The 26,722-nt window shown below is 60.0% G+C and carries 25 protein-coding genes; 11 read left to right on the forward strand and 14 right to left on the reverse strand.

The window, feature by feature from the left end; genetic code table 11:
• Positions 1-53: 53 nt before the first annotated feature.
• Positions 54-1,394, reverse strand: a complete 1,341-nt coding sequence (locus tag ACA065_RS29825) for an ammonium transporter (protein WP_083356139.1) — start codon at positions 1,392-1,394, stop codon at positions 54-56.
• A 35-nt stretch (positions 1,395-1,429) separates the two neighbouring features.
• The gene (gene glnK / locus ACA065_RS29830; protein WP_002555808.1) at positions 1,430-1,768 is read right to left on the reverse strand and encodes a P-II family nitrogen regulator; all 339 of its coding nucleotides are present in this window, start codon (positions 1,766-1,768) and stop codon (positions 1,430-1,432) included.
• Between the two features lie 422 nt (positions 1,769-2,190).
• Between glnK and ACA065_RS29835 the strand changes: the two genes are divergently transcribed.
• Positions 2,191-2,451, forward strand: a complete 261-nt coding sequence (locus ACA065_RS29835) for an accessory factor UbiK family protein (RefSeq protein ID WP_497692656.1) — start codon at positions 2,191-2,193, stop codon at positions 2,449-2,451.
• Between the two features lie 225 nt (positions 2,452-2,676).
• Positions 2,677-4,173: a YifB family Mg chelatase-like AAA ATPase gene (locus ACA065_RS29840; RefSeq protein WP_497692657.1), complete on the forward strand. Its 1,497-nt coding sequence runs from the start codon at positions 2,677-2,679 to the stop codon at positions 4,171-4,173.
• 84 nt (positions 4,174-4,257) lie between these two features.
• On the opposite strand, the gene ACA065_RS29845 is transcribed toward ACA065_RS29840, so the two are convergent.
• Positions 4,258-4,836 (reverse strand): TetR/AcrR family transcriptional regulator, encoded by a 579-nt coding sequence (locus tag ACA065_RS29845; RefSeq protein WP_497692658.1) that lies wholly within the window; start codon positions 4,834-4,836, stop codon positions 4,258-4,260.
• Positions 4,837-4,972: 136 nt separating this feature from the next.
• Here ACA065_RS29845 and ACA065_RS29850 point away from each other — a divergent pair, with 136 nt between their 5' ends.
• On the forward strand, positions 4,973-5,887 hold the full coding sequence (locus ACA065_RS29850) for an ABC transporter six-transmembrane domain-containing protein (RefSeq protein ID WP_497692659.1): 915 nt from the start codon (positions 4,973-4,975) through the stop codon (positions 5,885-5,887).
• A gap of 3 nt (positions 5,888-5,890) precedes the next feature.
• Here the strand turns inward: ACA065_RS29850 and ACA065_RS29855 are convergent, their stop codons facing one another.
• Both ACA065_RS29855 and ACA065_RS29860 read right to left on the reverse strand, forming a co-directional pair.
• Positions 5,891-7,867: a methyl-accepting chemotaxis protein gene (locus ACA065_RS29855; protein ID WP_497692660.1), complete on the reverse strand. Its 1,977-nt coding sequence runs from the start codon at positions 7,865-7,867 to the stop codon at positions 5,891-5,893.
• 177 nt (positions 7,868-8,044) lie between these two features.
• Positions 8,045-8,965, reverse strand: coding sequence for a LysR substrate-binding domain-containing protein (locus ACA065_RS29860; protein WP_497692661.1), 921 nt, complete (start codon positions 8,963-8,965; stop codon positions 8,045-8,047).
• A gap of 135 nt (positions 8,966-9,100) precedes the next feature.
• Between ACA065_RS29860 and ACA065_RS29865 the strand changes: the two genes are divergently transcribed.
• Positions 9,101-10,504, forward strand: a complete 1,404-nt coding sequence (locus ACA065_RS29865) for a NorM family multidrug efflux MATE transporter (RefSeq protein ID WP_497692662.1) — start codon at positions 9,101-9,103, stop codon at positions 10,502-10,504.
• Positions 10,505-10,643: 139 nt separating this feature from the next.
• On the opposite strand, the gene ACA065_RS29870 is transcribed toward ACA065_RS29865, so the two are convergent.
• Positions 10,644-12,308 (reverse strand): putative bifunctional diguanylate cyclase/phosphodiesterase, encoded by a 1,665-nt coding sequence (locus ACA065_RS29870; RefSeq protein ID WP_497692663.1) that lies wholly within the window; start codon positions 12,306-12,308, stop codon positions 10,644-10,646.
• A gap of 268 nt (positions 12,309-12,576) precedes the next feature.
• On the opposite strand from ACA065_RS29870, the gene rep reads away from it, so the two are divergent.
• On the forward strand, positions 12,577-14,586 hold the full coding sequence (gene rep / locus ACA065_RS29875; RefSeq protein ID WP_497692664.1) for a DNA helicase Rep: 2,010 nt from the start codon (positions 12,577-12,579) through the stop codon (positions 14,584-14,586).
• Between the two features lie 58 nt (positions 14,587-14,644).
• Positions 14,645-15,217 carry a xanthine phosphoribosyltransferase gene (locus ACA065_RS29880; RefSeq protein WP_053258645.1) on the forward strand — a complete coding sequence of 191 codons (573 nt, stop codon included), beginning with the start codon at positions 14,645-14,647 and terminating at the stop codon, positions 15,215-15,217.
• A gap of 149 nt (positions 15,218-15,366) precedes the next feature.
• Here the strand turns inward: ACA065_RS29880 and ACA065_RS29885 are convergent, their stop codons facing one another.
• Positions 15,367-17,289, reverse strand: coding sequence for an acetyl-CoA hydrolase/transferase C-terminal domain-containing protein (locus tag ACA065_RS29885; RefSeq protein WP_497692665.1), 1,923 nt, complete (start codon positions 17,287-17,289; stop codon positions 15,367-15,369).
• Between the two features lie 327 nt (positions 17,290-17,616).
• On the opposite strand from ACA065_RS29885, the gene ACA065_RS29890 reads away from it, so the two are divergent.
• Together ACA065_RS29890 and ACA065_RS29895 are read left to right on the forward strand one after the other, a co-directional pair.
• A complete protein-coding gene (locus tag ACA065_RS29890; protein WP_497692666.1) occupies positions 17,617-17,940 on the forward strand; it encodes a saccharopine dehydrogenase NADP-binding domain-containing protein in 324 nt (107 codons plus the stop codon).
• Positions 17,870-18,226 (forward strand): hypothetical protein, encoded by a 357-nt coding sequence (locus tag ACA065_RS29895; RefSeq protein ID WP_497692667.1) that lies wholly within the window; start codon positions 17,870-17,872, stop codon positions 18,224-18,226. Before ACA065_RS29890 ends, ACA065_RS29895 begins: the two co-directional genes overlap by 71 nt.
• A 75-nt stretch (positions 18,227-18,301) precedes the next feature.
• Here the strand turns inward: ACA065_RS29895 and ACA065_RS29900 are convergent, their stop codons facing one another.
• The 5 genes from ACA065_RS29900 to dadA form a co-directional block, all read right to left on the reverse strand.
• Entirely contained in the window at positions 18,302-18,718 is a 417-nt protein-coding gene (locus ACA065_RS29900) for a c-type cytochrome (RefSeq protein WP_497692668.1), read from the reverse strand.
• Between the two features lie 181 nt (positions 18,719-18,899).
• Positions 18,900-19,448: a cupin domain-containing protein gene (locus tag ACA065_RS29905; RefSeq protein WP_497692669.1), complete on the reverse strand. Its 549-nt coding sequence runs from the start codon at positions 19,446-19,448 to the stop codon at positions 18,900-18,902.
• A gap of 115 nt (positions 19,449-19,563) precedes the next feature.
• On the reverse strand, positions 19,564-20,637 hold the full coding sequence (gene alr / locus ACA065_RS29910; RefSeq protein WP_497692670.1) for an alanine racemase: 1,074 nt from the start codon (positions 20,635-20,637) through the stop codon (positions 19,564-19,566).
• A 77-nt stretch (positions 20,638-20,714) separates the two neighbouring features.
• Positions 20,715-21,068 (reverse strand): RidA family protein, encoded by a 354-nt coding sequence (locus tag ACA065_RS29915; protein ID WP_145158111.1) that lies wholly within the window; start codon positions 21,066-21,068, stop codon positions 20,715-20,717.
• On the reverse strand, positions 21,040-22,341 hold the full coding sequence (gene dadA / locus ACA065_RS29920; RefSeq protein ID WP_497692671.1) for a D-amino acid dehydrogenase: 1,302 nt from the start codon (positions 22,339-22,341) through the stop codon (positions 21,040-21,042). The genes ACA065_RS29915 and dadA overlap by 29 nt, the downstream gene beginning before the upstream one ends.
• A 156-nt stretch (positions 22,342-22,497) precedes the next feature.
• On the opposite strand from dadA, the gene ACA065_RS29925 reads away from it, so the two are divergent.
• Complete coding sequence (locus ACA065_RS29925) at positions 22,498-22,986, forward strand: Lrp/AsnC ligand binding domain-containing protein (protein WP_003176896.1); 489 nt, start codon at positions 22,498-22,500, stop codon at positions 22,984-22,986.
• 109 nt (positions 22,987-23,095) lie between these two features.
• Here the strand turns inward: ACA065_RS29925 and ACA065_RS29930 are convergent, their stop codons facing one another.
• On the reverse strand, positions 23,096-23,449 hold the full coding sequence (locus ACA065_RS29930; RefSeq protein WP_497692672.1) for a YkgJ family cysteine cluster protein: 354 nt from the start codon (positions 23,447-23,449) through the stop codon (positions 23,096-23,098).
• A gap of 115 nt (positions 23,450-23,564) precedes the next feature.
• On the opposite strand from ACA065_RS29930, the gene ACA065_RS29935 reads away from it, so the two are divergent.
• Positions 23,565-24,857, forward strand: a complete 1,293-nt coding sequence (locus ACA065_RS29935) for an NAD(P)/FAD-dependent oxidoreductase (protein WP_497692673.1) — start codon at positions 23,565-23,567, stop codon at positions 24,855-24,857.
• Here ACA065_RS29935 and ACA065_RS29940 read toward each other — a convergent pair whose 3' ends face one another.
• The gene (locus ACA065_RS29940) at positions 24,858-25,082 is read right to left on the reverse strand and encodes a DUF1127 domain-containing protein (protein ID WP_497692674.1); all 225 of its coding nucleotides are present in this window, start codon (positions 25,080-25,082) and stop codon (positions 24,858-24,860) included.
• Between the two features lie 166 nt (positions 25,083-25,248).
• Here ACA065_RS29940 and ACA065_RS29945 point away from each other — a divergent pair, with 166 nt between their 5' ends.
• The gene (locus ACA065_RS29945) at positions 25,249-26,673 is read left to right on the forward strand and encodes an aminotransferase-like domain-containing protein (RefSeq protein ID WP_497692675.1); all 1,425 of its coding nucleotides are present in this window, start codon (positions 25,249-25,251) and stop codon (positions 26,671-26,673) included.
• The last annotated feature ends 49 nt before the right edge of the window (positions 26,674-26,722 follow it).

A 26,722-nucleotide genomic window follows, 5' to 3' on the forward strand; every position in this document is an offset into this window, starting at 1 on the left:
CAAACGCCAGGCAAAAAAATGCCCGGCAAGCCGGGCATCTTTTTTTCGCGTACTTACAAGTTGTAACCGCGCTCGTTGTGTTGCGCCAGGTCGAGGCCCACGGCCTCTTCTTCTTCGGTAACCCGCAGACCCATGACCGCATCCAGCACCTTGAGGATGATGAAGGTCACGATGGCCGTGTAGATCACGGTGAAGCCGACGCCTTTGCACTGGATCCAGACTTGCGCCGCGATGTCAGTGGTCGCCGCGTTGAAGCCGCCCAGCGAAGGGGCAGCGAACACGCCGGTCAGGATTGCGCCGAGGATACCGCCGATACCGTGCACGCCGAAGGCGTCCAGGGAGTCGTCGTAGCCCAGTTTGCGTTTCAGGGTAGTGGCGCAGAAGAAGCACACTACGCCCGCCGCCAGGCCGATCACCAGGGCGCCCATTGGGCCCACGGTGCCGGCAGCCGGGGTGATTGCAACCAAACCTGCCACCACACCCGAAGCGATGCCCAGTGCGCTTGGCTTACCGTGGGTGACCCACTCGGCAAACATCCAGCCCAGCGCCGCAGCAGCGGTAGCGATCTGAGTCACCAGCATCGCCATACCGGCGGTGCCGTTGGCCGCAGCAGCGGAGCCAGCGTTGAAGCCAAACCAGCCGACCCACAGCATGGCCGCACCGACCAGGGTGTAACCCAGGTTGTGAGGCGCCATCGGGGTGGTCGGGAAGCCTTTACGCTTGCCAAGTACCAGGCACGCCACCAGGCCAGCCACACCGGCGTTGATGTGCACCACGGTGCCGCCTGCGAAATCCAGCACGCCCCAGTCGCCCAGCAACGAACCCGGACCGCCCCACACCATGTGGGCAATCGGTGCGTAGACCAGGGTGAACCAGACGCCCATGAAGATCAGCATCGCGGAGAACTTCATACGCTCGGCGAAGGCACCGACGATCAGCGCAGGAGTAATGATGGCAAACGTCATCTGGAAGGTGACGAACACCGCCTCAGGGAACAGCGCCGCAGGGCCGGTAATGCTCGCCGGGGTCACACCCGACAGGAACAGTTTGGACAGGCCGCCCACGAACGAGTTGAGGTTGACGACGCCTGCTTCCATACCGGTGGTGTCGAACGCCATGCTGTAGCCGTAAACGAACCACAAGATGGTGATCAGACCGGTGATGGCGAAGCACTGCATCATCACGGAAAGAATGTTTTTGGAGCGAACCATGCCGCCGTAGAACAGCGCCAGGCCCGGAATGGTCATGAACAGCACCAGCGCGGTGGATGTGAGCATCCACGCAGTGTCGCCGGAATTGAGGACTGGAGCTGGGGCTGGGTCCGCCGCCAATGCCAAGGCCGGCATTACGAGGGACAACAGGGCTCCTAGCCCTGCGAATTTACGCAGAGTCATATTGTTTTCTCCTGGGGCGTTGGGGGTTTGGCGGCTTAGATTGCGTCGGTATCGGTTTCGCCGGTACGGATGCGAATAGCCTGTTCCAGATTGACCACGAAGATCTTGCCGTCACCGATCTTGCCGGTGTTGGCCGCCTTGGTTATCGCCTCGATAACCCGGTCAAGATCCTTGTCGTCAATGGCGACATCAATCTTCACCTTTGGCAGAAAATCGACCACGTATTCCGCGCCGCGATACAGCTCGGTGTGACCCTTCTGCCGACCGAAGCCTTTGACCTCAGTAACGGTAATGCCCTGCACGCCGATCTCGGACAACGACTCGCGTACATCGTCCAACTTGAACGGCTTGATGATGGCAGTGACTAGCTTCATGAAAACTCTCTCCCGAATTGGTGGACTTGCCCCAGGAAAACAAACCCGTCTCAAGTCTAAGCGCAGTGCCTGGCTTTGTAACGCGTCGTCGCCTCGGCATTTGCCGTTACGACGCCAGCGAACCACTGGTGACGAAACCTGTACCCCTGATCCGTCGGCGCACTGCATTCGTCACAGCGACTGCATCAGTGCATGGGTCATGATCGTCTAAGCAGAAACCTTGCCAGCTCCGTAAAAATCACTGAAATCAGTCCTTTGCCCACTTATGCCCACCTGAAGGGCGTATTGGCGGCGGCAATGCGCACAAAAACAGTGCGCACCCGCCCGGTGCCCTGCGCGAAAAGCGTGCGCCCGCTGCCGTGAAAAAGACTATAGACGCTGCGTGATACACTGCCCGCCAACAGTTTTCCGGAATATTTCCCATGCTCGCGCCCAAAGACCTCCTCGACGCCCTGAGCGGCCACGCCTCTCGCCTGTTCAGCGGCGACACCCCGCTGCCCCGCAACGAAATCGAAAGCCAGTTCAAGGCGCTGCTGCAAAGCGGCTTCAGCAAACTCGACCTGGTGAGCCGGGAAGAGTTTGATAGCCAAATGGTGGTGCTGGCCCGCACGCGTGCACGGTTGGAGAGCCTGGAGGCGAAGGTGGCGGAGTTGGAAGCGCGGTTGGCCCCCACTACTGAGTAACTGCCACAACTCAGTCAACTGTGGGAGCGGGCTTGCTCGCGAATGCGGTCTGTCAGATATAGAGAAGCTGACTGACCCACCGTATTCGCGAGCAAGCCCGCTCCCACAGTTGTTTTGCGCTGCACCTTGGATACGTTCTGTAAAACCTCCCCCGCCTCGCTCTTCCCCACCTCGTCTACCCTTGAAAAACCCGCAGGAAGCGGCCCTCTTTTTCAAGGAACGAGCATGTCTCTCGCCATCGTCCACAGCCGCGCCCAAATTGGCGTCGAAGCCCCTGCCGTCACTGTTGAAGTGCATATGGCCAATGGTCTGCCGTCCCTGACACTGGTGGGCCTGCCCGAAACTGCGGTCAAGGAAAGCAAGGACCGCGTGCGCAGCGCCATCCTCAACTCGGCGCTGCAATACCCTTCCCGGCGCATCACCCTCAATCTAGCGCCCGCCGACCTGCCCAAGGACGGCGGGCGTTTTGATTTGGCGATTGCCTTGGGCATTCTCGCGGCGAGTGTGCAGGTGCCGTCGTTGATGCTTGATGATGTGGAATGCCTGGGCGAGTTGGCGCTGTCCGGCGAGGTGCGCGCAGTGAAGGGCGTGTTGCCGGCAGCGCTGGCAGCGCGCAAGGCAGGACGCACCGTGATAGTGCCGCGGGCGAATGCCGAAGAAGCGTGCCTGGCCTCAGGCTTGAAGGTAATTGCGGTGGACCACTTGCTGCAGGTGGTGGCGCACTTGAACGGGCATGTGCCGATTGAGCCCTACAAATCCGACGGCCTGCTGTACTTGAACAAACCTTATCCGGACTTGAGTGAGGTGCAGGGCCAACTGGCAGCCAAGCGCGCGCTGCTGATTGCGGCAGCAGGCGCGCATAACCTGCTGTTCAGCGGGCCGCCTGGCACCGGCAAGACCTTGCTCGCCAGCCGTTTGCCCGGTTTGTTGCCGCCGCTGAGTGAACAGGAAGCCTTGGAAGTGGCGGCGATTCAATCGGTGGTCAGCCTGGCACCGCTGAGCCATTGGCCGCACCGCCCGTTTCGCCAGCCGCACCATTCGGCATCGGGGCCGGCGCTGGTGGGCGGCGGGTCAAAGCCGCAACCGGGGGAAATCACCCTCGCCCACCATGGCGTGCTGTTTCTGGATGAGTTGCCGGAGTTCGATCGCAAGGTGCTGGAGGTGCTGCGTGAACCGCTCGAATCCGGACACATCGTGATTTCCCGCGCGCGTGACCGGGTGAGTTTCCCCGCGCGCTTTCAACTGGTCGCCGCCATGAACCCCTGCCCTTGCGGCTATTTGGGCGAGCCCAGCGGGCGCTGTCGGTGTACGCCGGAGCAAATTCAGCGCTACCGCAATAAACTCTCGGGGCCGTTGCTGGACCGGATTGACCTGCACGTAACCGTCGCCCGGGAAACGACCGCACTGAACCCAATACAACAGGACGGCGATAACACGGCCAAGGCATCCGCAGAGGTTGCCGAGGCTCGCGAGCGCCAGCAAAAACGCCAGGGCTGCGCCAATGCCTTCCTTGATCTGCCGGGGTTACGCAAACACTGCAAATTGGCGAAGGCCGATGAAGGCTGGCTGGAAAGCGCCTGCGAGCGGCTGACCTTGTCGCTGCGCGCGGCCCACCGGTTGCTCAAGGTCGCGCGTACCCTGGCAGACCTTGAGCGGGTTGAGCATATCGCTCGGCATCATTTGGCCGAAGCATTGCAGTACCGGCCTGCGGCGGTGGGCTAGCCTGAAAGCCCAAAATCTGTGGCAAGCCGGTTGTTGTGGCGAGCGGGCTCGACATAGAGGAATGTGGCGGCAGTCGACAGTTGCCTAGGCGGGGAAATCCAGCAACAGCCTCGCCACTTCCATCACCTCATCCAGCACCGCTTCTGCCGACTCGGTGGATGGATTCAGCATCAGGTCATCGGCATAACCCATCGCCATAGCGAAGATCTGCCGGGCAGCGCGCCGGGGCGAATCACAACGAAACACGCCAGCAGCGACGCCCCGCTCGATCACCTCGGCAAGCATGCCTTGCCACTGCGCGTTGATCACCAGATAAGCCTGGGCCATTTGCGGGTCGTGCATCGCTTCGTCCCAGGCATCCAACCACAACGCCCAGCCCGCATCGGCGGTGCTCGGCAGGCAATCGCTCAAAAAACCCAGCAGTGCCTCAAGCGGCGGAGCATCCGCCAAGGGCGCGCGCACTTCATCCAGCTGTTCATTGGCAAAGCGCACAAAGGCTTCGCGGCGCAGTTCATTCCAGTCGCTGAAGTAGTGATAGACGTGGCTGCGCGACAAGCCTGCGTGTTCGGCCAGGTCGCGGGTGGACACATCGGCAAACCCTTTGCTGCGAAACAGCTCCAGGGCGGCGGCGATGATCTGGTCTTTACGGTCGATACGCGACATGGGCAATTCCTTCAGGCGCAGGTAGATGAGCGGCGCTTGCTTTTTGAGCGATCGCTCAAGGATACTTGAGCAGTCGCTCAAGGATACTTGAGCAGTCGCTCAATAATAGCGTCTATCACTCCTTTGGTGCACCCCCATGTCATCCGTCACTCCGCACATTCTGATTGAAGAAAGTAAGAAAATCGGCCAACAGTCCGCCGGGCAGACGTTAAAAGCCATCGCTCGGGCTTATCCCGGCAAGCTGTTCTGCACACTGTCGCTGGTCGCGTTGGAGAATGCGCTGCTGCTGGCCTACCCGCTGTTTGCCGGGTTCGCGGTGGATTCAATTATCCGTGGTGATGCCAGCAGCGCGCTGTTCTACGCGGTCGTGGTCATGGCGTTCTGGGTGGTTGGGGCTGCGCGTCGGGCGCTGGACACGCGCACGTTCACACGGATCTACGCCGACCTTGCGGTGCCGGTGATTCTCAACCAGCGCCAGCAAAATCACAGCACCTCGAAATCCGCAGCACGGGTGGTGCTTGCGCGCGAATTCGTCGACTTCTTTGAAAAGCACGTGCCGATCATTGCCACGGCGCTGGTGTCGATTATCGGCGCGGCAGTGATGTTGATCGTGATTGAGCCCTGGGTAGGCCTGGCGTGCCTGGCAGCGCTGCTGTTGTGTGTCACGTTGTTGCCACGCTTTGCCCAACGCAATCAGGAGCTGCATGAGCGCCTGAATGACCGCATCGAGAAAGAAATCGGCCTGGTAGAAAAAGTCGGCGCGCCAACGTTGCACCGCCACTACCACGTGCTGTCACGCCTGCGGATCTGGTTGTCAGATCGCGAGGCCGCTGCGTACCTGTTTCTTGGCACGCTGGCAGCCTTGCTGTTTGTGGTCGCGATCAGTCAGTTGGCCTTGTCGCCGGCGGTCAAGGCCGGCCACGTGTACGCGGTAATGACCTACCTGTGGACCTTCGTCACCAGCATGGACGAGGCGCCAGGCATGGTTGATCAGTTGGCGCGCCTGAAGGATATCGGCAAGCGCGTAGACCCTGGCCTGGGCGAGCGCTAAGCCTCAACGAAACCGGTCCACCTCATGCCGCAAACCGGCCGCCAGGGTTTCCAGTTCCTTGGCGGTAATTGCCAGGTTCGACACCACTTCACGCTGCTCGCTGTTGGCCAGCGCAATGCTCTGCAGGTTACTGCTGAGCAAGGTCGCGGTGCTGCTCTGCTCTTGGGTAGCGGTGGTGATCGCCGCAAATTGCTGACCCGCCGAGCGGCTCTGCTCGTCGATCCGCGCCAGGGCCGAAGCCACGTCGGCATTGCGCGACAGGCCTTCCTGCATCAACACGCTGCCCTGTTCCATGGTGCTGATGGCGTTGCCGGTTTCCTGCTGGATGCTCTGGATCATTCCGGAGATTTCGTCAGTAGCCTGGCGCGTGCGCGAGGCCAGGTTGCGCACTTCATCGGCGACCACGGCAAAACCGCGGCCCTGTTCACCGGCGCGGGCGGCTTCGATGGCAGCGTTGAGCGCCAGCAAATTGGTCTGCTCGGCAATCGAGGTGATCACGCCGACGATCCCGCCGATTTCCTGGGAGCGCTGCCCCAAGGTGTTGATCACGGTGGCCGTGCTGTTCAGTGCCGCCGCGATATGCTCCAGCGACGACGACGCCTCTTGCATCGAGGTGCGACCGATACGGGTCTGCTGGGCGTTTTCCTGGGCGAGGCGCTCGGTGTTGCCCATGTTGTCGGCGATGTTCAGCGAGGTGGCGCTGAATTCTTCCACCGCGCCGGCCATGCTGGTGATCTCGCCGGACTGCTGTTCCATGCCTTCATAGGCACCGCCCGACAAACCTGACAACGCCTGGGCACGGCTGTTGACCTCTTCGGCGGCCTTGCGGATATGCGAGACCATGGTCGACAGCGCTTCACCCATCTGGTTGAAGCTGCCCGCCAGTTGACCGATTTCGTCATGGCTGGACACGTTGAGGCGCGCGCTCAAATCGCCCGCGCCGAGCGCTTGGGCTTGGCGCACCAAATCACTGAGCGGCTGCAACTTGCTGCGCAGCAGCCAAACGGCCGCGCCTACCGCCAGCAACATCGCCAGCACGCTGCCGATCACCAGGCGAATGCCCACCGCCCAGGTGACCGCGCGGATTTCGGACTTCGGCATGCTCGCCACCACCGCCCACGGGCCGCCTTCGAACGGTACCGAAACGCTGTAGAAATCTTCGTTCTTGTCGCTCCAGAAGCGGCCTTTGCCTGGGTTCTTGGCCAGGTCGAGCATCACCGCAATCGCCTGGTCCAGCGCTTGCACGCCAGCCGGTGGCACCAGCCAGTGTTTCTGTTCGTCCAACAAGGCCAGGGAACCGGTCTGGCCGATACGGAAGCGCTTGAGGTTGTCGAATTGGGCCTTCTGCGCGTCGGTGTAGTCAAAACCGACAAACAGCACCGCAATCACCTTGCCGGCAGCATCGCGCACGGGTGTGTACTGGGTCATGTAAGAGCGGTCGAACAGCACAGCACGGCCAACATAACTTTGCCCACCGAGCAGCCGTTGATAAGCCGGATGCTGGTGGTCCAGAGCCGTACCAATAGCGCGGCTGCCGTCTTGTTTGGTAAGCGAAGTACTGACGCGAATGAAGTCTTCGCCACTGCGCACGAATACGGTGGCCACACCGCCGGAGGTGTCCTTGAATTCATCGACCTCAGCGAAATTGTTGTTCAACAGGTTGCTGCCCAGGAACAGGCTCGGCGTCTGTACGCCCGCCACCGTGACCTGCTGCTCACCACGCACACTCAAGCCGGCGCCGAAGCGTTTTTCAAACAGCCCGCTCAAACGCTGGGTACTTTCGCGCAAGGTGCTGTGGAAGGTGTTGAGTTGGTCGGCGAGCAAGCGCGCCTCACTGGCCAAGTGTTCCTCGCGGGTCTCGAGGTTGGCGGAGTCGAGGGAACGCAAGGCGAAAACCGTACTGCCGCTGATGACAACAGCCAGAATCACAGCGAGTGCGAGGCCTAACTGTGAGGCTATCCGAGCGCGAGGTTGAGACATGACAGCTCCTGGCCGAGGCCAGGATCATCCTGATCTCATAGCGCTGCTCGGCAAATTATCTAGTGGGAAACGTTGGGGCACGAAAGTTCCAACACACCTTCTTCGGCGGGCGCGAGCAATACTTGAGCGCTTCACAGGGGTATCTCGCAAACGATTGCACAAAAGGTCTGTAACACTTCAGTCGAGACGCTCGACCTGAGGCAATTCCATGGCCTTGACTTCACCTTGAAGAAACTCCGCCAACCGCCGCAAACGCTCACCACCGGGGCGGGTTTTCGGCCACACCAAGTAGTAATTTTCCCTACTCGCCACCGCAGTCGGCCACGGCAAGCTCAATCGCCCCTGCGCCACGTCTTCGGCCACCATCAGCAGGTCGCCCATGGACACGCCGTAACCCCGCGCGGCGGCGATCATGCCCAGCTCCAAAGTGTCGAACACCTGTCCGCCCTTGAGCGAGACCTGATTCGACAGCCCCATGCGCTCCAGCCAATTGCGCCAGTCGCGGCGGTCGGGCGTGGGGTGCAGCAGTTCAGCGCACGCCAGGCGCGTTACGTCCCAAGGGCCATCCTCCAGCAGGTTCGGTGCGCCCACCGGGATCAGCAGTTCGGGGAACAGGTAGCAGGCTTCCCAGTCCGCCGGAAAATGCCCATAACTCAACAACACCGCGCAATCGAACGGCTCCTGGTTGAAGTCCACTTCATCCACGCTCATCCACGCGCTGGTCAGTTGCACCTCATTACCCGGCTGCAAGGCCCGGAAGCGACTAAGCCGCGCCAGCAACCAGCGCATGGTCAAGGTGGACGGTGCTTTCATGCGCAGGATGTCGTCTTCGGCATTCAGGGTATGGCAGGCGCGCTCAAGCGCAGCGAAACCCTCGCGCACGCCGGGCAGTAGCAGCCGCGCCGCCTCGGTGAGTTGCAGGTTGCGGCCGCTGCGCTGGAACAGGCGGCAGGCAAAATGTTCTTCAAGCGTGCGGATATGCCGGCTGACGGCACTTTGCGTGATCGACAGCTCCTCGGCAGCCCGGGTGAAAGAGTTGTGCCGCGAAGCCGCCTCAAATGCGCGCAAGGCATAAAGCGGCGGGAGACGACGTGGCATAGATAACCTCCTACAGAGCAATGCCAAACCCTACCATGAGTTTTAATCATGCGAACGATCGCTTTTATCCTTTTGTGCAATGCCTCAGGAGCGCCGAGAATCCAACCTTCCCCAACCCTCTGACTTTTGAGCGTGATGATCATGCAGCATCCGGTGCGTACTGAACTCTGGGCCATTCTGCGGCTGTCGGGGCCGTTGATTGCCTCACAGTTGGCGCACATGTTGATGGTGCTGACCGACACCCTGATGATGGCCCGCCTGAGCCCCGAAGCCCTCGCCGGTGGTGGTTTGGGTGCAGCGAGCTATTCGTTCGTGGCGATTTTCTGCATCGGCGTGATTGCCGCCGTCGGCACCCTCGTGGCCATTCGTCATGGCGCAGGCGACATTGAAGGCGCCACCCGCCTGACCCAGGCCGGGCTTTGGCTTGCCTGGCTGATGGCCTTGGTCGCCGGGTTGTTGCTGTGGAACCTCAAGCCCGTGCTGCTGATGTTTGGCCAGACCGAAACCAACGTGCACGCAGCGGGGCAATTCCTGACCATCTTGCCGTTCGCCCTGCCCGGCTACCTGAGCTTCATGGCCTTGCGCGGTTTTACCAGCGCCATTGGCAAGGCAACCCCGGTGATGGTGATCAGCCTGTGCGGCACGGTGCTCAACTACTTCCTCAACCACGCGCTGATCGAGGGCATGTTTGGCCTGCCCAAAATGGGCTTGATGGGCATCGGCCTGGTCACCGCAATCGTCGCCAACAGCATGGCCTTGGCACTGATGTGGTACATCCGCAGTCACCGTGCTTACGCGGCCTACCCGCTGAGTGCAGGCCTGCTGCGTCTCAACACCCAGTATTTACGCGAGTTGTGGCGCCTGGGCCTGCCGATTGGCGGCACCTATGCGGTGGAAGTCGGTTTGTTTGCGTTCGCGGCGCTGTGCATGGGCACCATGGGCAGCACGCAATTGGCGGCGCATCAGATTGCCCTGCAGATTGTCTCGGTGGCGTTCATGGTGCCAGCGGGGATGTCGTACGCGATCACCATGCGTATCGGCCAGCATTACGGCGCCGGGCAGTTGCTGCAGGCGCGCATGGCCGGGCGCGTCGGCATCGGCTTTGGTGGGGCGGTGATGCTGGGGTTTGCCGCAGCGCTGTGGCTGTTTTCCGATGCGTTTATCGGGCTGTTCCTCGACCATAACGACCCGGCCTTCCATGACGTTATCGTCCTGGCCGTCAGCTTGCTGGCCGTAGCCGCCTGGTTTGAGTTGTTCGACGGCGTGCAAACCATCGCCATGGGCTGCATTCGTGGGCTGAAGGATGCCAAGACCACTTTTCTAGTGGGCCTGGGATGTTACTGGCTGATTGGCGCGCCGTCGGCATGGTTGATGGCGTTCACCTTGGGCTGGGGGCCGACCGGTGTGTGGTGGGGCTTGGCGCTGGGTCTGGCCTGCGCGGCGGTCAGTTTGACCTGGGCGTTTGAAGCGAAGATGAAGCGGATGATTCGGCGGGAACCGGAAATACATCCTGCATTCCAAGGCATGCAACCAGACTAATAGGATGTGCTCGGTCAATGTGGGAGCTGGCTTGCCTGCGATGGCATCACCTGGTTATGCCAGACACACCGAGGTGTCTGCATCGCAGGCAAGCCAGCTCCCACACAAGCCAGCTCCTACAGTTGATTGGGTTTGCAATTCAGCCCAGCAGCGCCTGCTGGCTCTTGCCGAATGTCAGGTATTCCACCAACTCCGGCAACGGCAATGGCTTGCTGATCAGATAGCCCTGCGCCTGATCGCAGCCGAACAAGCGCAACAGCGCCAGCTGCTCAGGCGTTTCTACACCTTCGGCCACCACCTCCAGGTTGAGGTTGTGGGCCAGGTTGATCATGGCGTGCACCAATTTGCGATTTTCTTCGCGCTCTTCCATGCCGCCGACAAAGCTCTTGTCGATCTTCAACAAGGCAATCGGCAGGCTGTTGAGGTGCACGAACGATGAAAAACCGGTGCCAAAGTCATCCAGCGAAAACCGCACACCCAGGCGGCCGAGGGCATCCATGGTCTGCTTGACCAGGTCACTGCGGCGCATCACGGCGGTTTCGGTCAGTTCGAACTCAAGCCACTGTGCCTCCACGCCACGCTCGGCAATCAGCCGGCTGAGGGTCGAGAGTAACTGGCTGTCCTGGAACTGGCGAAACGACAGGTTGACCGCCATGTGCAACGGCGGCAGGCCGCGTTCGCGCAGGTCTTGCATGTCACGCAGGGCGCGGGAAATAACCCAGTAGCCCAGCGGCACAATCAGGCCGCTCTGTTCGGCCAACGGCACAAATTCGCTGGGCGGCAACAGCCCGCGCTCACCGTGGCGCCAGCGCACCAGGGCTTCCAGGCCGACGATATGCCCGTCGTCCAGGTCCAGGCGCGGTTGGTAATGCAGTTCCAATTCGTCACGGCGCAATGCGCGGCGCAGTTCACTTTCCAGGTCGGCCAGGCTGCGCGCGTTGCGGTTGATGCGTTCGTTGAAGATGTGAAAGGTGCAGCCTTGCGTACTTTTGGCTTGCTGCATGGCGATGTGCGCGTGCCACATCAACGGGTCGGCGCCGGCGCGCGCGCGGGCATGCGCCACGCCCAGGCTGCAGCCGATCAGCAGGCTTTCACCGTCCACCCAATAGGGTTCGGCCATGGCTTCGGTGATGCGTTCGGCCATCCATTCTGCGCGCTGGGGCGCACGGCGGGTATCGATCAGCAGGGCGAACTCGTCGCTGCCCAAGCGCGCCAGCTGGTCCCCGGCTTCGAGCTGGTTCTTGAGGCGCGAGACCACTTGCAGGATCAACCGGTCGCCGGCCTGGTGGCCTAACGCGTCGTTGGCATGTCGGAAGTTGTCGAGGTCAAGATGGCCGAGGGCCAGGCCGCGGCCCTCGTTCTCGGCCAGTCGCGCCGTCAGCAAGGTCTGGAACCCCTGGCGGTTGGCGATACCGGTGAGCGGGTCCTGTTCGGCCAGGCGCTGCAAGGTGGTCTCCAGCACGCCGCGCTCGCGGACATGGCGCAAGCAGCGGCGCAATGTGTCGGCATCGAGTACATCAAGGATCAACCAATCGCTCACACCGAGCGGCGAAACCAGCGGCTCCTGCTCCAACAGCAATACGCACGGCAGGTTGCAGCGGCCAGGGCCGGGTTGCAGGCTGGGCGTGGTCAATAACACGGCACTGTGGTCATCATCGAACAGACGACTCACCGAGTCCCAGTTGGGCGCGCTGATCAGCACAGCCCCTTCGCCCATCGGCGCCAGGCACTCGCGCAACAACGCTGCCCACGCTGGCTCATCGGCCAGTAGCAGCAAACGCAAGGGTTCGACAGGCGTAGACAAGCTAGCTCCCTAGACTCTGCAAAAGTGTGTTGGCGGCGGGCATTATGACGCGCGGCCTGATAATCACCAATGATAGGGGTTATCAAATACGCTAACTGTAAGGATTAGCCGCAACCTTAGCCGTTAAAGCCTCCCACATCCTGCGGCAAAGTATCAAAACCGGCAAATTTAGATCGAGTGGTACGTCACACTGTCGTTCTGTGAGAGCAGAATCCTGCGAGCCTGTTAAAATGCCCGCCCTTTTGAACAACGACTCCTGAAATTCTGTATGTCCCGACTCAATCCCCGGCAGCAAGAAGCCGTGAACTACGTCGGCGGCCCTCTATTGGTGCTCGCCGGTGCTGGCTCCGGCAAGACCAGCGTGATCACCCGCAAGATCGCGCACCTGATCCAGAGCTGCGGCATCCGCGCCCAGTACATCGTCGCCATGACCTTTACCAACAAGGCGGCGCGCGAAATGAAAGAGCGTGTCGGCACGCTGCTCAAGGGTGGCGAAGGCCGTGGCCTCACCGTGTGTACTTTCCACAACCTGGGCCTGAACATCATCCGCAAGGAGCATGTGCGGCTGGGCTACAAGCCGGGTTTCTCGATCTTCGACGAAACCGATGTCAAGTCGCTGATGACCGACATCATGCAAAAGGAATACGCAGGCGACGACGGCGTGGATGAGATCAAGAACATGATCGGCGCCTGGAAAAACGACCTGATCCTGCCGCCCCAGGCCTTGGAAAACGCACGCAACCCCAAGGAACAGACCGCCGCCATCGTTTACACCCACTACCAGCGCACGCTCAAGGCGTTCAACGCGGTGGACTTCGACGACCTGATCCTGCTGCCGGTGAAGCTGTTCGAAGAACACGCCGACATCCTCGAAAAATGGCAGAACAAAGTCCGCTACTTGCTGGTGGACGAATACCAGGACACCAACGCCAGCCAATACCTGCTGGTAAAAATGCTGATCGGCAAGCGCAACCAGTTCACCGTGGTCGGCGACGACGACCAGTCGATCTACGCCTGGCGCGGCGCCCGCCCGGAAAACCTGATGCTGCTCAAGGACGACTACCCGTCCCTGAAAGTGGTGATGCTGGAGCAGAACTACCGCTCCACCAGCCGCATCCTGCGCTGCGCCAACGTGCTGATCTCCAACAACCCCCACGAGTTTGAAAAACAACTGTGGAGCGAGATGGGCCACGGCGACGAGATCCGCGTGATCCGCTGCCGCAACGAAGACGCCGAAGCCGAACGCGTGGCCGTCGAACTGCTGACGCTGCACCTGCGCACCGACCGGCCCTACAGCGACTTTGCGATCCTGTATCGCGGCAACTACCAGGCCAAGCTGATCGAGCTGAAGCTGCAGCACCACCAGATTCCTTATCGTCTGTCGGGTGGCAACAGCTTTTTCGGACGCCAGGAAGTGAAAGACCTGATGGCCTACTTCCGGCTGATCGTGAACCCGGACGACGACAACGCCTTCCTGCGGGTGATCAACGTTCCACGCCGGGAAATCGGTTCGACCACCCTGGAAAAGCTCGGTAACTACGCCACCGAACGCAAGATCTCAATGTACGCCGCCACCGACGAAATCGGCCTGGGCGAGCATCTGGACACACGCTTCACCGACCGCCTGTCGCGCTTCAAGCGCTTCATGGACAAGGTGCGTGAGCAGTGCGCCGGCGAAGACCCGATCAGCGCCCTGCGCAGCATGGTCATGGACATCGACTATGAAAACTGGCTACGCACCAACAGCTCCAGTGACAAGGCCGCGGATTACCGCATGGGCAACGTCTGGTTCCTGATCGAAGCGTTGAAAAACACGCTGGAGAAGGACGAAGAAGGCGAGATGACCGTCGAAGACGCCATCGGCAAGCTGGTACTGCGCGACATGCTCGAACGCCAGCAAGAAGAGGAAGACGGTGCCGAAGGCGTGCAAATGATGACCTTGCATGCCTCCAAGGGCCTGGAATTCCCCTACGTGTTCATCATGGGCATGGAAGAGGAAATCCTCCCGCACCGCTCCAGCATCGAAGCCGACACCATCGAAGAAGAGCGGCGCCTGGCCTACGTGGGCATTACCCGTGCGCGTCAGACGCTGGCCTTCACCTTTGCCGCCAAGCGCAAACAATACGGCGAAATCATCGATTGTGCGCCCAGCCGGTTCCTGGATGAGCTGCCGCCGGACGACCTGGCCTGGGAAGGCAATGACGACACCCCGACCGAGGTGAAGGCCGTTCGCGGCAACACCGCCTTGGCGGATATACGCGCGATGTTAAAGCGCTAGAATCGACTACTTTTTAATCTACTTTCGGCGCAGACCGCGCCATTAGAGGAAGCTTTCCGTGGAAGCACTGCACAAGAAAATTCGCGAAGAAGGCATCGTGCTTTCCGATCAGGTACTCAAGGTCGACGCCTTTCTGAACCACCAGATCGACCCGGCGCTGATGAAACTGATCGGCGACGAATTCGCCGCGCGGTTCAAGGACTCGGGCATCACCAAGATCGTCACCATCGAAGCCTCGGGCATCGCACCGGCGATCATGACCGGCTTGAACCTCGGCGTGCCGGTGATTTTCGCCCGCAAACAGCAGTCCCTGACGCTGACCGAAAACCTGCTGTCGGCGACCGTGTATTCCTTCACCAAGAAGGTCGAAAGCACCGTGGCCATCTCCCCGCGCCACCTGACCAGCAGCGACCGCGTGCTGGTCATCGATGACTTCCTGGCCAACGGCAAGGCGTCCCAGGCGCTGATCTCGATCATCAAGCAAGCCGGCGCGACCGTTGCGGGCCTGGGGATTGTGATCGAGAAGTCGTTCCAGGGTGGCCGTGCGGAGCTGGATGCGCAGGGTTATCGGGTTGAGTCGCTGGCGCGGGTGAAGTCGCTGGCAGGTGGTGTAGTCACCTTCATCGAGTAATCGATAACACCCCAAATATTTGGGGTGGGCACAATTCAAAATGTGGGAGCTGGCTTGCCTGCGATAGCGGAGTGTCAGGCGACAGAGATGTCGACTGTCAGGCCCTCTTCGCAGGCAAGCCAGCTCCCACATTTGATTTGTGGTGGTCGTTAATACGCGGTGGCTTGTAGGCCGGCGAGCAGCAAGCGCTGGTATAAATCCTCTTTCAACCCCTCCGGCTTATCCAACCGCATCCGCTCCAGATGCTTGGGAAACACCTGCGGCTCCGGTGCATCCAGCGCCGCCTTGCCCAACTCCAGAATCTCCGTCAGCTTGAATTTGCTCTTGAGCCAGTTCAGCGCGCGCAACAGATCCTTCTCCTCATCCGTGAAGTCGGTGCCCAGCGGGTATTCCGGGAACAACCGGCGATGCCGTGCCTGAATGTCCTTGAGCCGCTGCGGCGTATTGTCGGTAAAGCGTGGGTCCAGCTGGAAATCCTTGGGCAGCTTGCCGGCCTTTTGCGCCTGCTCGATCAAGTCGTCCTGGAAGCGTGAGTCGGTGATATTCAGCAACGCCTCGATCACCTTGGCATCCGTCTGCCCACGCAAATCGGCAATCCCGTACTCGGTGATGACGATATCGCGCAGGTGCCGTGGAATCGTGCAGTGGCCGTACTCCCAGACGATATTGGAGCTGACCTCACCCGCCGACTCGCGCCAGCTGCGCAGGATCAGGATCGAACGCGCACCTTCCAATGCATGGCCCTGGGCAACGAAGTTGTATTGACCACCCACGCCGCTGAGTACGCGGCCGTCTTCCAACTGATCCGCTACGCCCCCGCCAAGCAGCGTCACCATGATTGCGCTGTTGATAAACCGCGCGTCCAGGCGCTGCAGGCGCTTGAGTGCTTCCTGGCCATAGAGCTCGTTGATATAGCTGATGCGCGTCATGTTGAATTCCAGACGCTTGGCGTGAGTCATTTCCTGCAAGCGCTGGTAAAAACTACGCGGCCCGAGGAAGAAGCCGCCATGGATCGACACACCATCGGGCTGCGCCGCATCGTCCAGGGTGCCGGCGTTGGCCTGCTCCTGGGTCGCCACATCCGGGTAGACCTTGCGGCGGATAATCCCGGCATCGGCCAATACCAGCAGGCCGTTGACGAACATCTCGCTGCAGCCATAAAGCCCGCGCGCAAAAGGCGCGACGCCGCCTTCGTGGCTGATCAAGGGCGCCCATTGGTACACATCGAGGTCGGTGAGCAACAGTCGATAGGCTTCGTTATCCGCCTGGCGCGCCAGCAAGGCGGCGGTCAGCGCATCCCCCATAGAGCCGATGCCGATCTGCAAGGTGCCGCCATCGCGCACCAAGGTGCTGGCATGCAAACCGATAAAGTGGTCCTGGAAACCCACGGGCATGTTCGGTGTGGAGAACAGCGTGGTGCTGTCCTTTTCGTCGATCAGGTAGTCGAACGCATCCATGCCCAGTTCCGCATCGCCCGGCATGTAGGGCAAGTCGCTGTGAACTTGGCCAACAATCAGGATGGTTTCACCGGCATTGCGGCGCTTCTCGATCATGGGCAGCAGGTCGAGCGTGATATCGGGGTTGCAGCTCAAGCTCAGGCGATCAGGATGCTCAGTGCTGCTGGCAACCAGTTGCGCCACCAGATTCAGGCCGGCGGCGTTGATGTCGCGCGCGGCATGGCTGTAATTGCTGCTGACGTAATCCTGCTGCGCCGACGCACTGTGGAGCAAGCTGCCGGGCTGCATGAAGAACTGCTGCACGCGGATATTGGCGGGCAGGCTGTCTTTGTGCAGGTCGGCGAGAAAATCCAGCTCGGGGTAATCGCCGAACACCCGTTCGATAAAGGGCTCGAGAAAGCGCTTTTGCAAACCATCGCCCATGGTTGGGCGCCCCAGGGCCAGCGCGGTGTAGATCGTCAGCGCCCGCTCCGGCAACTTGGCGATGCGCCGGTACAGCGCGTTGACGAACAGGTTGGGCTTGCCTAAGCCCAGGGGCATGCCCATGTGTATATGCGCGGGCAAACGCGCCAGTACGTCGTCAACTGCTTGCTCGATTGAACACAACTGCACCATCCGACCCTCCTGAACATTCCATGATTAGGGGTTGGACCGAGCTTGCCGGGTCTTTGCTGCAATGAACAGCCATCAATTTGACAAGCTGTCCCTGCGAGGGAGAAGAATCTGATAAATAAAAACCCAATAAAAACAGAAACATACCCTAAAGGTTCAACCGACATTCTCAGCCAAAGAAAAACCTTACAAATTATTGAATAAAAACCTACGTTCATTTAGGACACGATTAAAACACAAATCATACCCGCGCATTACTATCAATCTCAGCATAAAAAAACTTCAAACCGCGCTACCTCTGTCGAACATTTAGATACTCAAGGAGCCACAATGAAGCACATAAAAAATATAATAATTATTGGCTTCGGAAGCATCGCCCAAGGCCTGCTCCCGTTGTTATCAAATCATTACAACGGAGTAAAAATAACTATTTTTGAGAAACATATCAGCGAAAAACTTACCAATATCGCCACTGAATTTTCAGCCACGCTAGACGAAACGCTTATAACAGCTAAAAACTTCAAACGCCTACTATCACCGCACCTAAACGGAAAATACTCACCCTACTCGCCCGAGACAAAAAATGAAAAGCAGCCACTACTTAATATTATCCATGGTGCTTATGGTATTTGGCGAAATACTAACGATCTATAGTGAAGTGTATGCATCAAAGCTTTCTGCGCGAGTGATAGAAAATCCCGAGTTATTTTTAAAACCCATGTTATTGATATGTATTGCTGGTATAAGCCTAGTCTTTGCTTATTGGCTAGGTTACCAGGCCACAGGCAATATATGGATCGTTACCGTAGCGTCACTGACACTGCTGCTTATATTAGAACCCCTCGTCATTTATGCGATGCTAAAGGAGCTCCCAGGGCGCGGGGCGCTGGTCGGATTCATTCTTGGCGCAGTGGGATTAATGGCGACGCTGGTACTTTAAACTATGCGAACGCACTGTTGCTGTTCAAAAAGGTTAGCTCACTTTATGGGCTAACCTTTTTAAGCGCTTATCCCTTTATTTTAATCCCGACATCTTCTCGATCGCACCTTTAAGCTCATCATCCGAGCAATCGGCGCAGGTGCCTTTTGGCGGCATGGCGTTCAACCCGGTGATCGCCTTTGCCAGCAATCCGTCGAGGCCGCCCTGGTGGTCGGCGCGCTCTTTCCAGGCAGCGGTATCACCGATCTTCGGAGCATTCAGCAGGCCGGTGCCGTGGCATGCGTTGCAATGCTTGGCGATCACGTCATCGGGCGTTTTTGCTCCGCCACCGCCGCCCGCCGCTACTGCAACTTCCATCCCTTTGCACTCCTGGCCCTGAACACAGACTTGGCCGGCAGGCTCCAGGCGCTTGGCAATTTCATCATTGGTCGCAGCTTGAGCGCTGACAGCCCAAAGGGCCAGTACGGTTGCTGGTGCAGCCAGCATTTTCATAATTAGGTTCACGCGTTCACCCTCAATGGTGGCTATTCACGCCTGCGGCCACGGTTTCGCAGGCGGCGAAAGTATAACGGTTAGCCCGTCTGGCCGAAACAACCCTATTAAATAAAGGGAGATTCAGCCATGCGGATACAGCTACGGGAGTGTCTGCAACGCTGGCAGCACGCCTCTTCTGTCAAAAGTTCGCGGGTGTGGCTGCGCTGATTAGTCGCGCCGGCACGCCGAACGGGTTGCGAAAACGATGCGGCTTGGTGCTTTCAAAGTAGTAGCTATCGCCAGCTTCGAGCACAAAAGTTTCAAGACCGACCACCAACTCCAAGCGGCCCTCCACCAGAATTCCGGTTTCCTCGCCTTCGTGGGTGAGCATTTCTTCGCCTGTGTCGGCGCCCGGCGGGTAGATTTCGTTGAGAAACGCAATCGCCCGGCTCGGGTGCGCGCGGCCGACCAGTTTCATGGTGACGGCGCCGTCCGAGATGTCGATCAGCTCATTGGCTTTATAGACGATCTGGGTCGGTTTTTCCTGGAGGATCTCCTCGGAAAAGAACTCGACCATGGACATGGGGATGCCGCCCAGCACCTTGCGCAAGGAGCTGATCGAGGGGCTGACACTGTTTTTTTCGATCATCGAAATGGTGCTGTTGGTGACACCCGCACGCTTGGCGAGCTCGCGCTGGGAAAGACCCTTCAGTTTACGGATGGATTGCAGTCGTTCGCCGACGTCCAATGCAGGAGCCTCCTAGGATTCAGCTTTGTTGTAATTGAGCGTTATCATGGCGACAGCGTTCAGTATTTACAACACTTGGGCCTAAATCCTGGCCAGCTCCACTCGTAGGCGACGGTCAAGCCCCGGAATAGAGCCTTGGCACACGGCGCAGGTTGCAGAAAATCTGGTAGGGAATGGTCTCGGCGGCGGCCGCGACGTCACTGGCGAGGACATTTTTGCCCCACAGCTCCACCGTGGAGCCGAGCCCAGCCTGGGGCACGTCAGTGAGGTCGACACACAGCATGTCCATGGACACGCGGCCCAGCAACTGGCTGCGCTGCCCCGCCACCAGCACCGGCGTGCCGGTCGGCGCATGACGTGGATAGCCGTCGGCATAACCCATGGCAACCACGCCGATGCGCATCGGTTTTGGTGTGATGAACTTGGCGCCGTAACCCACCGGCTCGCCGGCCGGCAGTTCGCGCACGCAAATGACTTTGGATTCGAGGGTCATCACCGGCTGCAAACGCGCGGCGATGGCTTGGTCCTCGCCAAACGGCGTGGCGCCGTAGAGCATGATGCCCGGGCGTACCCAGTCGCTGGACATGCTCGGCCAGCCCATCACCGACGGCGAGTTGCGCAGGCTGACTTCAGCCGACAAACCTTGGCGCGCCGCCTCGAACACCGCCACTTGTTCATTGCTGCGTACACAGTCGAGCTCATCGGCGCGGGCGAAGTGGCTCATCAACACGATTTTTGCCACTTTACCGCTGGCCAGCAGACGCTGATAAGCCTCGTGGTAATCCTTGGGATGCAGGCCGACACGGTGCATCCCCGAATCCAGCTTGAGCCAGATGGTCAGCGGCTTGCTCAGCCGGGCTTGCTCAATCGCGTCCAACTGCCACAGCGAGTGCACCACGCACCACAAATCATGCTCGGTGATCAGTGCCAGCTCGTCGGCTTCGAAGAACCCTTCCAGCAGCAGCACCGGCGCGCGAATCCCCGCGGCGCGCAGTTCCAACGCCTCTTCGATACACGCCACAGCAAACCCATCCGCCTCGGCTTCCAGCGCCTGAGCCACGCGTACGGCGCCATGGCCATAGGCATCCGCCTTGACCACGGCGAGCGCCTTGGCTCCCGTGACTTCACGGGCCAATTGGTAGTTATGGCGCAGGGCTTGGAGGTCGATCAGGGCACGGGCAGGACGCATGGCGGCAGGCTTCTAGGCGGCAGAGTGAAAAAAACCGGCACCGACAGACAACGTCGGCGCCGGGAGAGGATCTGGGTTTAAGGCAGTGCGGCCACGACGGACAGCTCTACCAGGATTTCCGGTTCGCACAGCTTGGCTTCAACGGTGGCACGGGCCGGGGCAACGCCTTTGGGCAGCCACTTGTCCCACACCGCGTTCATGCCGGCGAAATCGGCGTCGATGTCTTTCAAGTAGATCGTCACCGACAGCAGTTTGCTTTTGTCGGTGCCGGCCAAGTCCAGCAAACGCTCGATATTGGCCAGGGTTTCACGGGTCTGCTGTTCAATGCCGGCACTCATGTCGTCGCCGACTTGCCCGGCCAGATAGACGGTGCCGCTGTGAACAACGATCTGGCTCATGCGCTCATTGGTGAGCTGGCGCTGGATTGACATGTTGTGCGGACTCCTGGTGGTTGCCGTAACGGGAAATATCAAGGCCTTCGGCGCTGATCTGCGGCGTTTTCTTCGCCATCAGGTCGGCCAGCAAACGACCAGAGCCACAGGCCATGGTCCAGCCGAGCGTGCCGTGGCCGGTATTCAGGAACAGGTTCTTGAATGGCGTGGCACCGACAATCGGCGTGCCGTCGGGTGTGGTCGGGCGCAGGCCGGTCCAGAAGCTGGCTTCGGTCAAATCGCCGCCCTGAGGATAAAGGTCGTTGACGATCATCTCCAGGGTTTCACGCCGACGCGGGTTAAGCGACAGGTCAAAACCGGCTATTTCAGCCATGCCGCCAACACGAATGCGGTTGTCGAAACGGGTGATCGCGACCTTGTAGGTCTCATCCAGAATGGTCGAGGTCGGCGCCATCGCGGGGTTGGTGATCGGCACGGTCAGCGAGTAACCCTTGAGCGGGTACACCGGCGCCTTGATCCCCAGCGGCTTGAGCAATTTCGGCGAGTAACTGCCGAGGGCCAGCACGTAGCGGTCGGCGGTTTCCAGCTTGCCGTCGATCCACACGCCATTGATGCGATCGCCCGCGTAGTCGAGGCGCTGGATGTCTTGCTCGAAGCGGAACTCAACGCCCAGCTGTTTACACATGTCGACCAGGCGCGTGGTGAACATCTGACAGTCGCCGGTCTGGTCGTTCGGCAGGCGCAGCGCGCCGGCGAGGATATCGGTGACGCTGGCCAGGGCCGGCTCAACGCGGGCGATACCGGCGCGGTCGAGCAACTCGAACGGCACACCGGACTCTTTGAGCACGGCGATATCTTTGGCGGCGCCATCCAGCTGAGCCTGGGTGCGGAACAGTTGAGTCGTACCGAGGCTGCGGCCTTCATAGGCAATGCCGGTTTCAGCGCGCAATTCGTCGAGGCAGTCGCGGCTGTACTCGGACAGACGCACCATGCGCTCTTTGTTCACCGCATAGCGGCTGGCCGTGCAGTTGCGCAGCATCTGCGCCATCCACAGGTATTGATCGATATCGGCGGTGGCCTTGATCGCCAGCGGCGCGTGGCGCTGCAGCAGCCACTTGATGGCCTTGAGCGGCACGCCCGGTGCGGCCCAGGGCGAAGCATAACCAGGCGACACCTGGCCGGCGTTGGCGAAACTGGTTTCCATGGCAGCGGCTGGTTGACGGTCGACCACAACGACTTCAAAGCCGGCCCGCGCCAAATAGTAGGCACTGGTCACCCCAATGACGCCGCTACCCAAGACCAGAACGCGCATTTTTATATCCTCATCGCGGGCATGGCCGCTGACGTGTGTTATTCGAGCAATGATGAGCGCAGTGTAAAAAACTATTGCCAGTGCATTTCACTATATAACCACCTATATTTGGCGACAATTCTCGGCAAAAACCCTTTTCACAGAGGCGTATCCCCTATGCGTACCAACACCCAGACCAAGCGGGAGCTGGACAAGATCGACCGCAATATCCTGCGCATCCTGCAAACCGATGGGCGAATTTCGTTCACGGAGCTAGGGGAAAAAGTCGGGCTGTCGACCACGCCGTGCACCGAGCGTGTGCGCCGCCTGGAACGCGAAGGCATCATCATGGGCTACAACGCGCGGCTCAACCCGCAGCACTTGAAGGGCAGTTTGCTGGTATTTGTCGAGATCAGCCTCGATTACAAGTCTGGCGACACCTTTGAAGAATTCCGCCGCGCGGTGCTGAAACTGCCGCATGTATTGGAGTGCCACTTGGTGTCGGGCGATTTCGACTACTTGGTGAAAGCGCGGATTTCAGAGATGGCCTCGTACCGAAAATTGCTCGGCGATATCCTGCTCAAGTTGCCCCATGTGCGCGAATCCAAGAGCTATATCGTGATGGAAGAGGTGAAGGAGAGCCTGAACCTGCCGATCCCGGATTAACTGATTCAACGTGCTAAAAGGTGGGAGCTGGCTTGCCTGCGATAGCGGTGTGATTGATACACCGCTATCGCAGGCAAGCCAGCTCCCACCTTTTGACCGAGTACAGTCGCTAGACCAGAACTTGCCGGGTGCTGGCCATGTATTCGTGGATCTGTTTCTCAACCCGAGGATGAATCAACTCCACCGGCCCCCGCCCATTGGGGCACGGCAAGGTTTTGGTGGTGCCGAACAAACGGCAAATCAGCGGCCGCTCGTCATACACCGTACAGCCATTCGGCCCGAGGTGCACACAGTTCAGTTCGTCCATCGCCGCGTCCTGCTCGGCGGCGGTCTTACGCGGCAGGCGTGACATTTCCTCGGGTGAGGTGGTTACCGGCCCACAGCAGTCGTGGCAGCCGGGAACGCATTCGAACGAAGGAATCTCGCGGCGCAGCGCGCTGATTTTCTGACTGTTGCAACTCATCGAAACACGTACCGAACGGCGAATAGACGTGGATTCTGACGCAAAACGCCCTGCGCAGACAGCGTCGTCCGACCGCTGTATCCTGCGTCAAATTTTCCAAACAGGGATGCTCCCCATGACCGCCAGCGCCCGGCACACCGCTTCCTACTACGCCGCCAGCAGCGTGCCGCAACCCGATTACCCGGCGTTGGCGGGCGAAGTCAGCGCCGATGTGTGCGTGATTGGCGGTGGTTATTCAGGGCTTAACACCGCGCTGGAACTGGCTGAGCGCGGTTTCAGCGTGGTGCTGCTGGAAGCGCGCAAGATTGGTTGGGGTGCCAGCGGTCGCAATGGCGGCCAGCTGATTCGCGGCGTCGGTCATGGCCTGGACCAGTTCGCCAACGTGATCGGTGCCGACGGTGTACACCAGATGAAGCTGATGGGCCTGGAGGCCGTAGAGATCGTGCGCGAACGCGTCGAGCGCTATCAAATCCCCTGCGACCTGACCTGGGGTTACTGCGACCTGGCAAACAAACCTCAGCATCTGCAAGACCTGGCCGAGGACGCCGAAGCATTGCGCAGCCTCGGCTATCGCCATGAAGTACGCCTGCTGCAAGCCAATGAGATGAGCAGCGTAGTCGGCTCCGAGCGCTATGTGGGCGGCATGATCGACATGGGCTCCGGGCACCTGCACCCGCTGAACCTGGCCCTCGGCGAAGCCACCGCCGCGCAGCAATTGGGCGTGCAGCTGTTCGAGCAGTCCGAAGTGACGCGCATCGACTACGGCCCCCAGGTCAATGTGCACACAGCCCGGGGCAATGTGCGCGCCAAGACTCTGGTGCTGGCCTGTAACGCTTACCTCAATGGCCTGAACCCGCACCTGGGCGGCAAGGTGCTGCCCGCCGGCAGCTACATCATCGCCACCGAGCCGTTGAGCGAAGCACAAGCCGCCAACCTGCTGCCGCAGAACATGGCCGTGTGTGATCAACGAGTGACGGTGGACTACTTCCGATTATCCGCCGACCGCCGCCTGTTATTCGGCGGCGCCTGCCACTATTCGGGACGTGATCCCCAGGACATCGGCGCCTACATGCGCCCGAAAATGCTCAAGGTGTTCCCGCAACTGGCCGACGTGAAGATCGACTACCAGTGGGGCGGCATGATCGGCATCGGCGCCAACCGCCTGCCGCAGATTGGCCGCTTGGTCGATCAACCCAACGCGTATTACGCACAGGCCTACGCCGGCCATGGCCTCAACGCCACGCACTTGGCGGGTAAGCTGCTGGCCGAGGCGATCAGCGGCCAGCAGCAGGGTCGTTTCGATCTGTTCGCCCAAGTGCCGCACATCACCTTCCCCGGTGGCAAACATCTGCGTTCACCGCTGTTGGCGTTGGGGATGCTCTGGCATCGGCTCAAAGAGCTGGTCTGATCAATCGCGCCAAAATGGCTTGAGGCCTTCCTGGCGCGCTTGTTCGGCGGTTAGCCCAACGTCGCGCAGTTGCTCGCGGGTCAAGTGCAGCAAGGCTTTGCGCGTGTGGCGGCGGTGCCAGAACAGGCTCCAGCGGCTGATATTCCTTGGCGCCGTTGCCCGTTCTTGCCCAGCCTGCAATTCCTGACTGTGTAGCATCAGACGCACATCGCTTATGCCGCTCATTTTGCTGCCCCTCATTTGCTTGTTGCCATGAGTGACTAGCGTGAGCGCGTGAGCCAAACCATTACAGATTCAACCAACTTTTATTAAATCCATACAGATGCTGCCCACGGACGCCTGAATCCTGTATTTTGCGCCTATCTGTACTGGTCCCTCGGGAGCGACCGCCATGACCCTTTACGTCAACCTCGCCGAATTGCTGGGCACGCGCATCGAACAGGGCTTCTATCGCCCCGGCGACCGCTTGCCCTCCGTACGCGCCTTGAGTGTGGAACACGGGGTCAGCCTGAGCACCGTGCAACAAGCCTATCGGTTGCTGGAAGACAACGGCCTGGCAATGCCCAAGCCCAAGTCCGGCTACTTTGTGCCGGTGGGGCGCGAGCTGCCGGCGCTGCCCGAGGTGGGCCGCCCGGCCCAGCGACCCGTGGAAATTTCGCAGTGGGACCAGGTACTGGAACTGATTCGTGCGGTGCCGCGCAAAGACGTCATACAGATGGGCCGAGGCATGCCGGATGTATTGTCGCCCACCTTGAAACCCCTGCTACGCAGCCTTGCACGGGTGAGTCGCCGCCAGGATCTGCCGGGGCTGTATTACGACAACATTCTCGGCTGTATGGAACTGCGCGAGCAGATCGCACGACTGTCATTGGATTCCGGCTGCCAGCTGACGGCCGAAGACATCGTGATCACCACCGGTTGCCATGAGGCGCTGTCCGCCAGCATCCACGCGATTTGCGAGCCGGGCGATATCGTCGCCGTGGACTCGCCGAGCTTTCATGGCGCCATGCAGACCCTCAAGGGCCTGGGCATGAAAGCCTTGGAAATCCCAACAGACCCGCTCACCGGCATCAGCCTCGAAGCGCTTGAGTTGGCCTTGGAGCAGTGGCCGATCAAGGTCATCCAGCTGACCCCCAACTGCAATAACCCCTTGGGCTACATCATGCCGGAAGCGCGCAAACGCGCGTTGCTGACCCTGGCCCAGCGCTTTGACGTGGCGATCATCGAAGACGATGTGTACGGCGAATTGGCCTATAGCTACCCACGCCCGCGCACCATCAAGTCCTTCGACGAAGACGGCCGCGTGGTGCTGTGCAGCTCGTTCTCGAAAACCCTGGCGCCAGGGCTGCGTATTGGCTGGGTGGCACCGGGGCGCTACCTGGAGCGGGTGCTGCACATGAAATACATCAGCACCGGCTCCACCGCGACCCAACCGCAGATCGCCATCGCCGAATTTCTCAAGAACGGCCACTTCGAACCGCATTTGCGGCGGATGCGCACCCAATACCAGCGTAATCGCGACTTGATGCTCGACTGGGTCAGCCGCTACTTCCCGACCGGCACGCGCGCCAGCCGACCTCAAGGCAGCTTTATGCTGTGGGTCGAACTGCCGGAAGGCTTCGACACCCTCAAGCTCAACCGCGTGCTGGTGGAACAAGGCGTACAGGTGGCGGTGGGCAGCATCTTTTCCGCTTCCGGCAAATACCGTAATTGCCTGCGCATGAACTACGCTGCCAAGCCAACCCCACAGATCGAAGAAGCGGTGCGCAAGGTCGGAGCCGCAGCGATCAAGATGCTCGCCGAGGCGGCTGACTGACCTTTCGCCGAAATTAGCCGTCATATACCCACAACCGCCCTGACCTGGA

This window comes from Pseudomonas sp. LBUM1640, assembly GCF_059716225.1.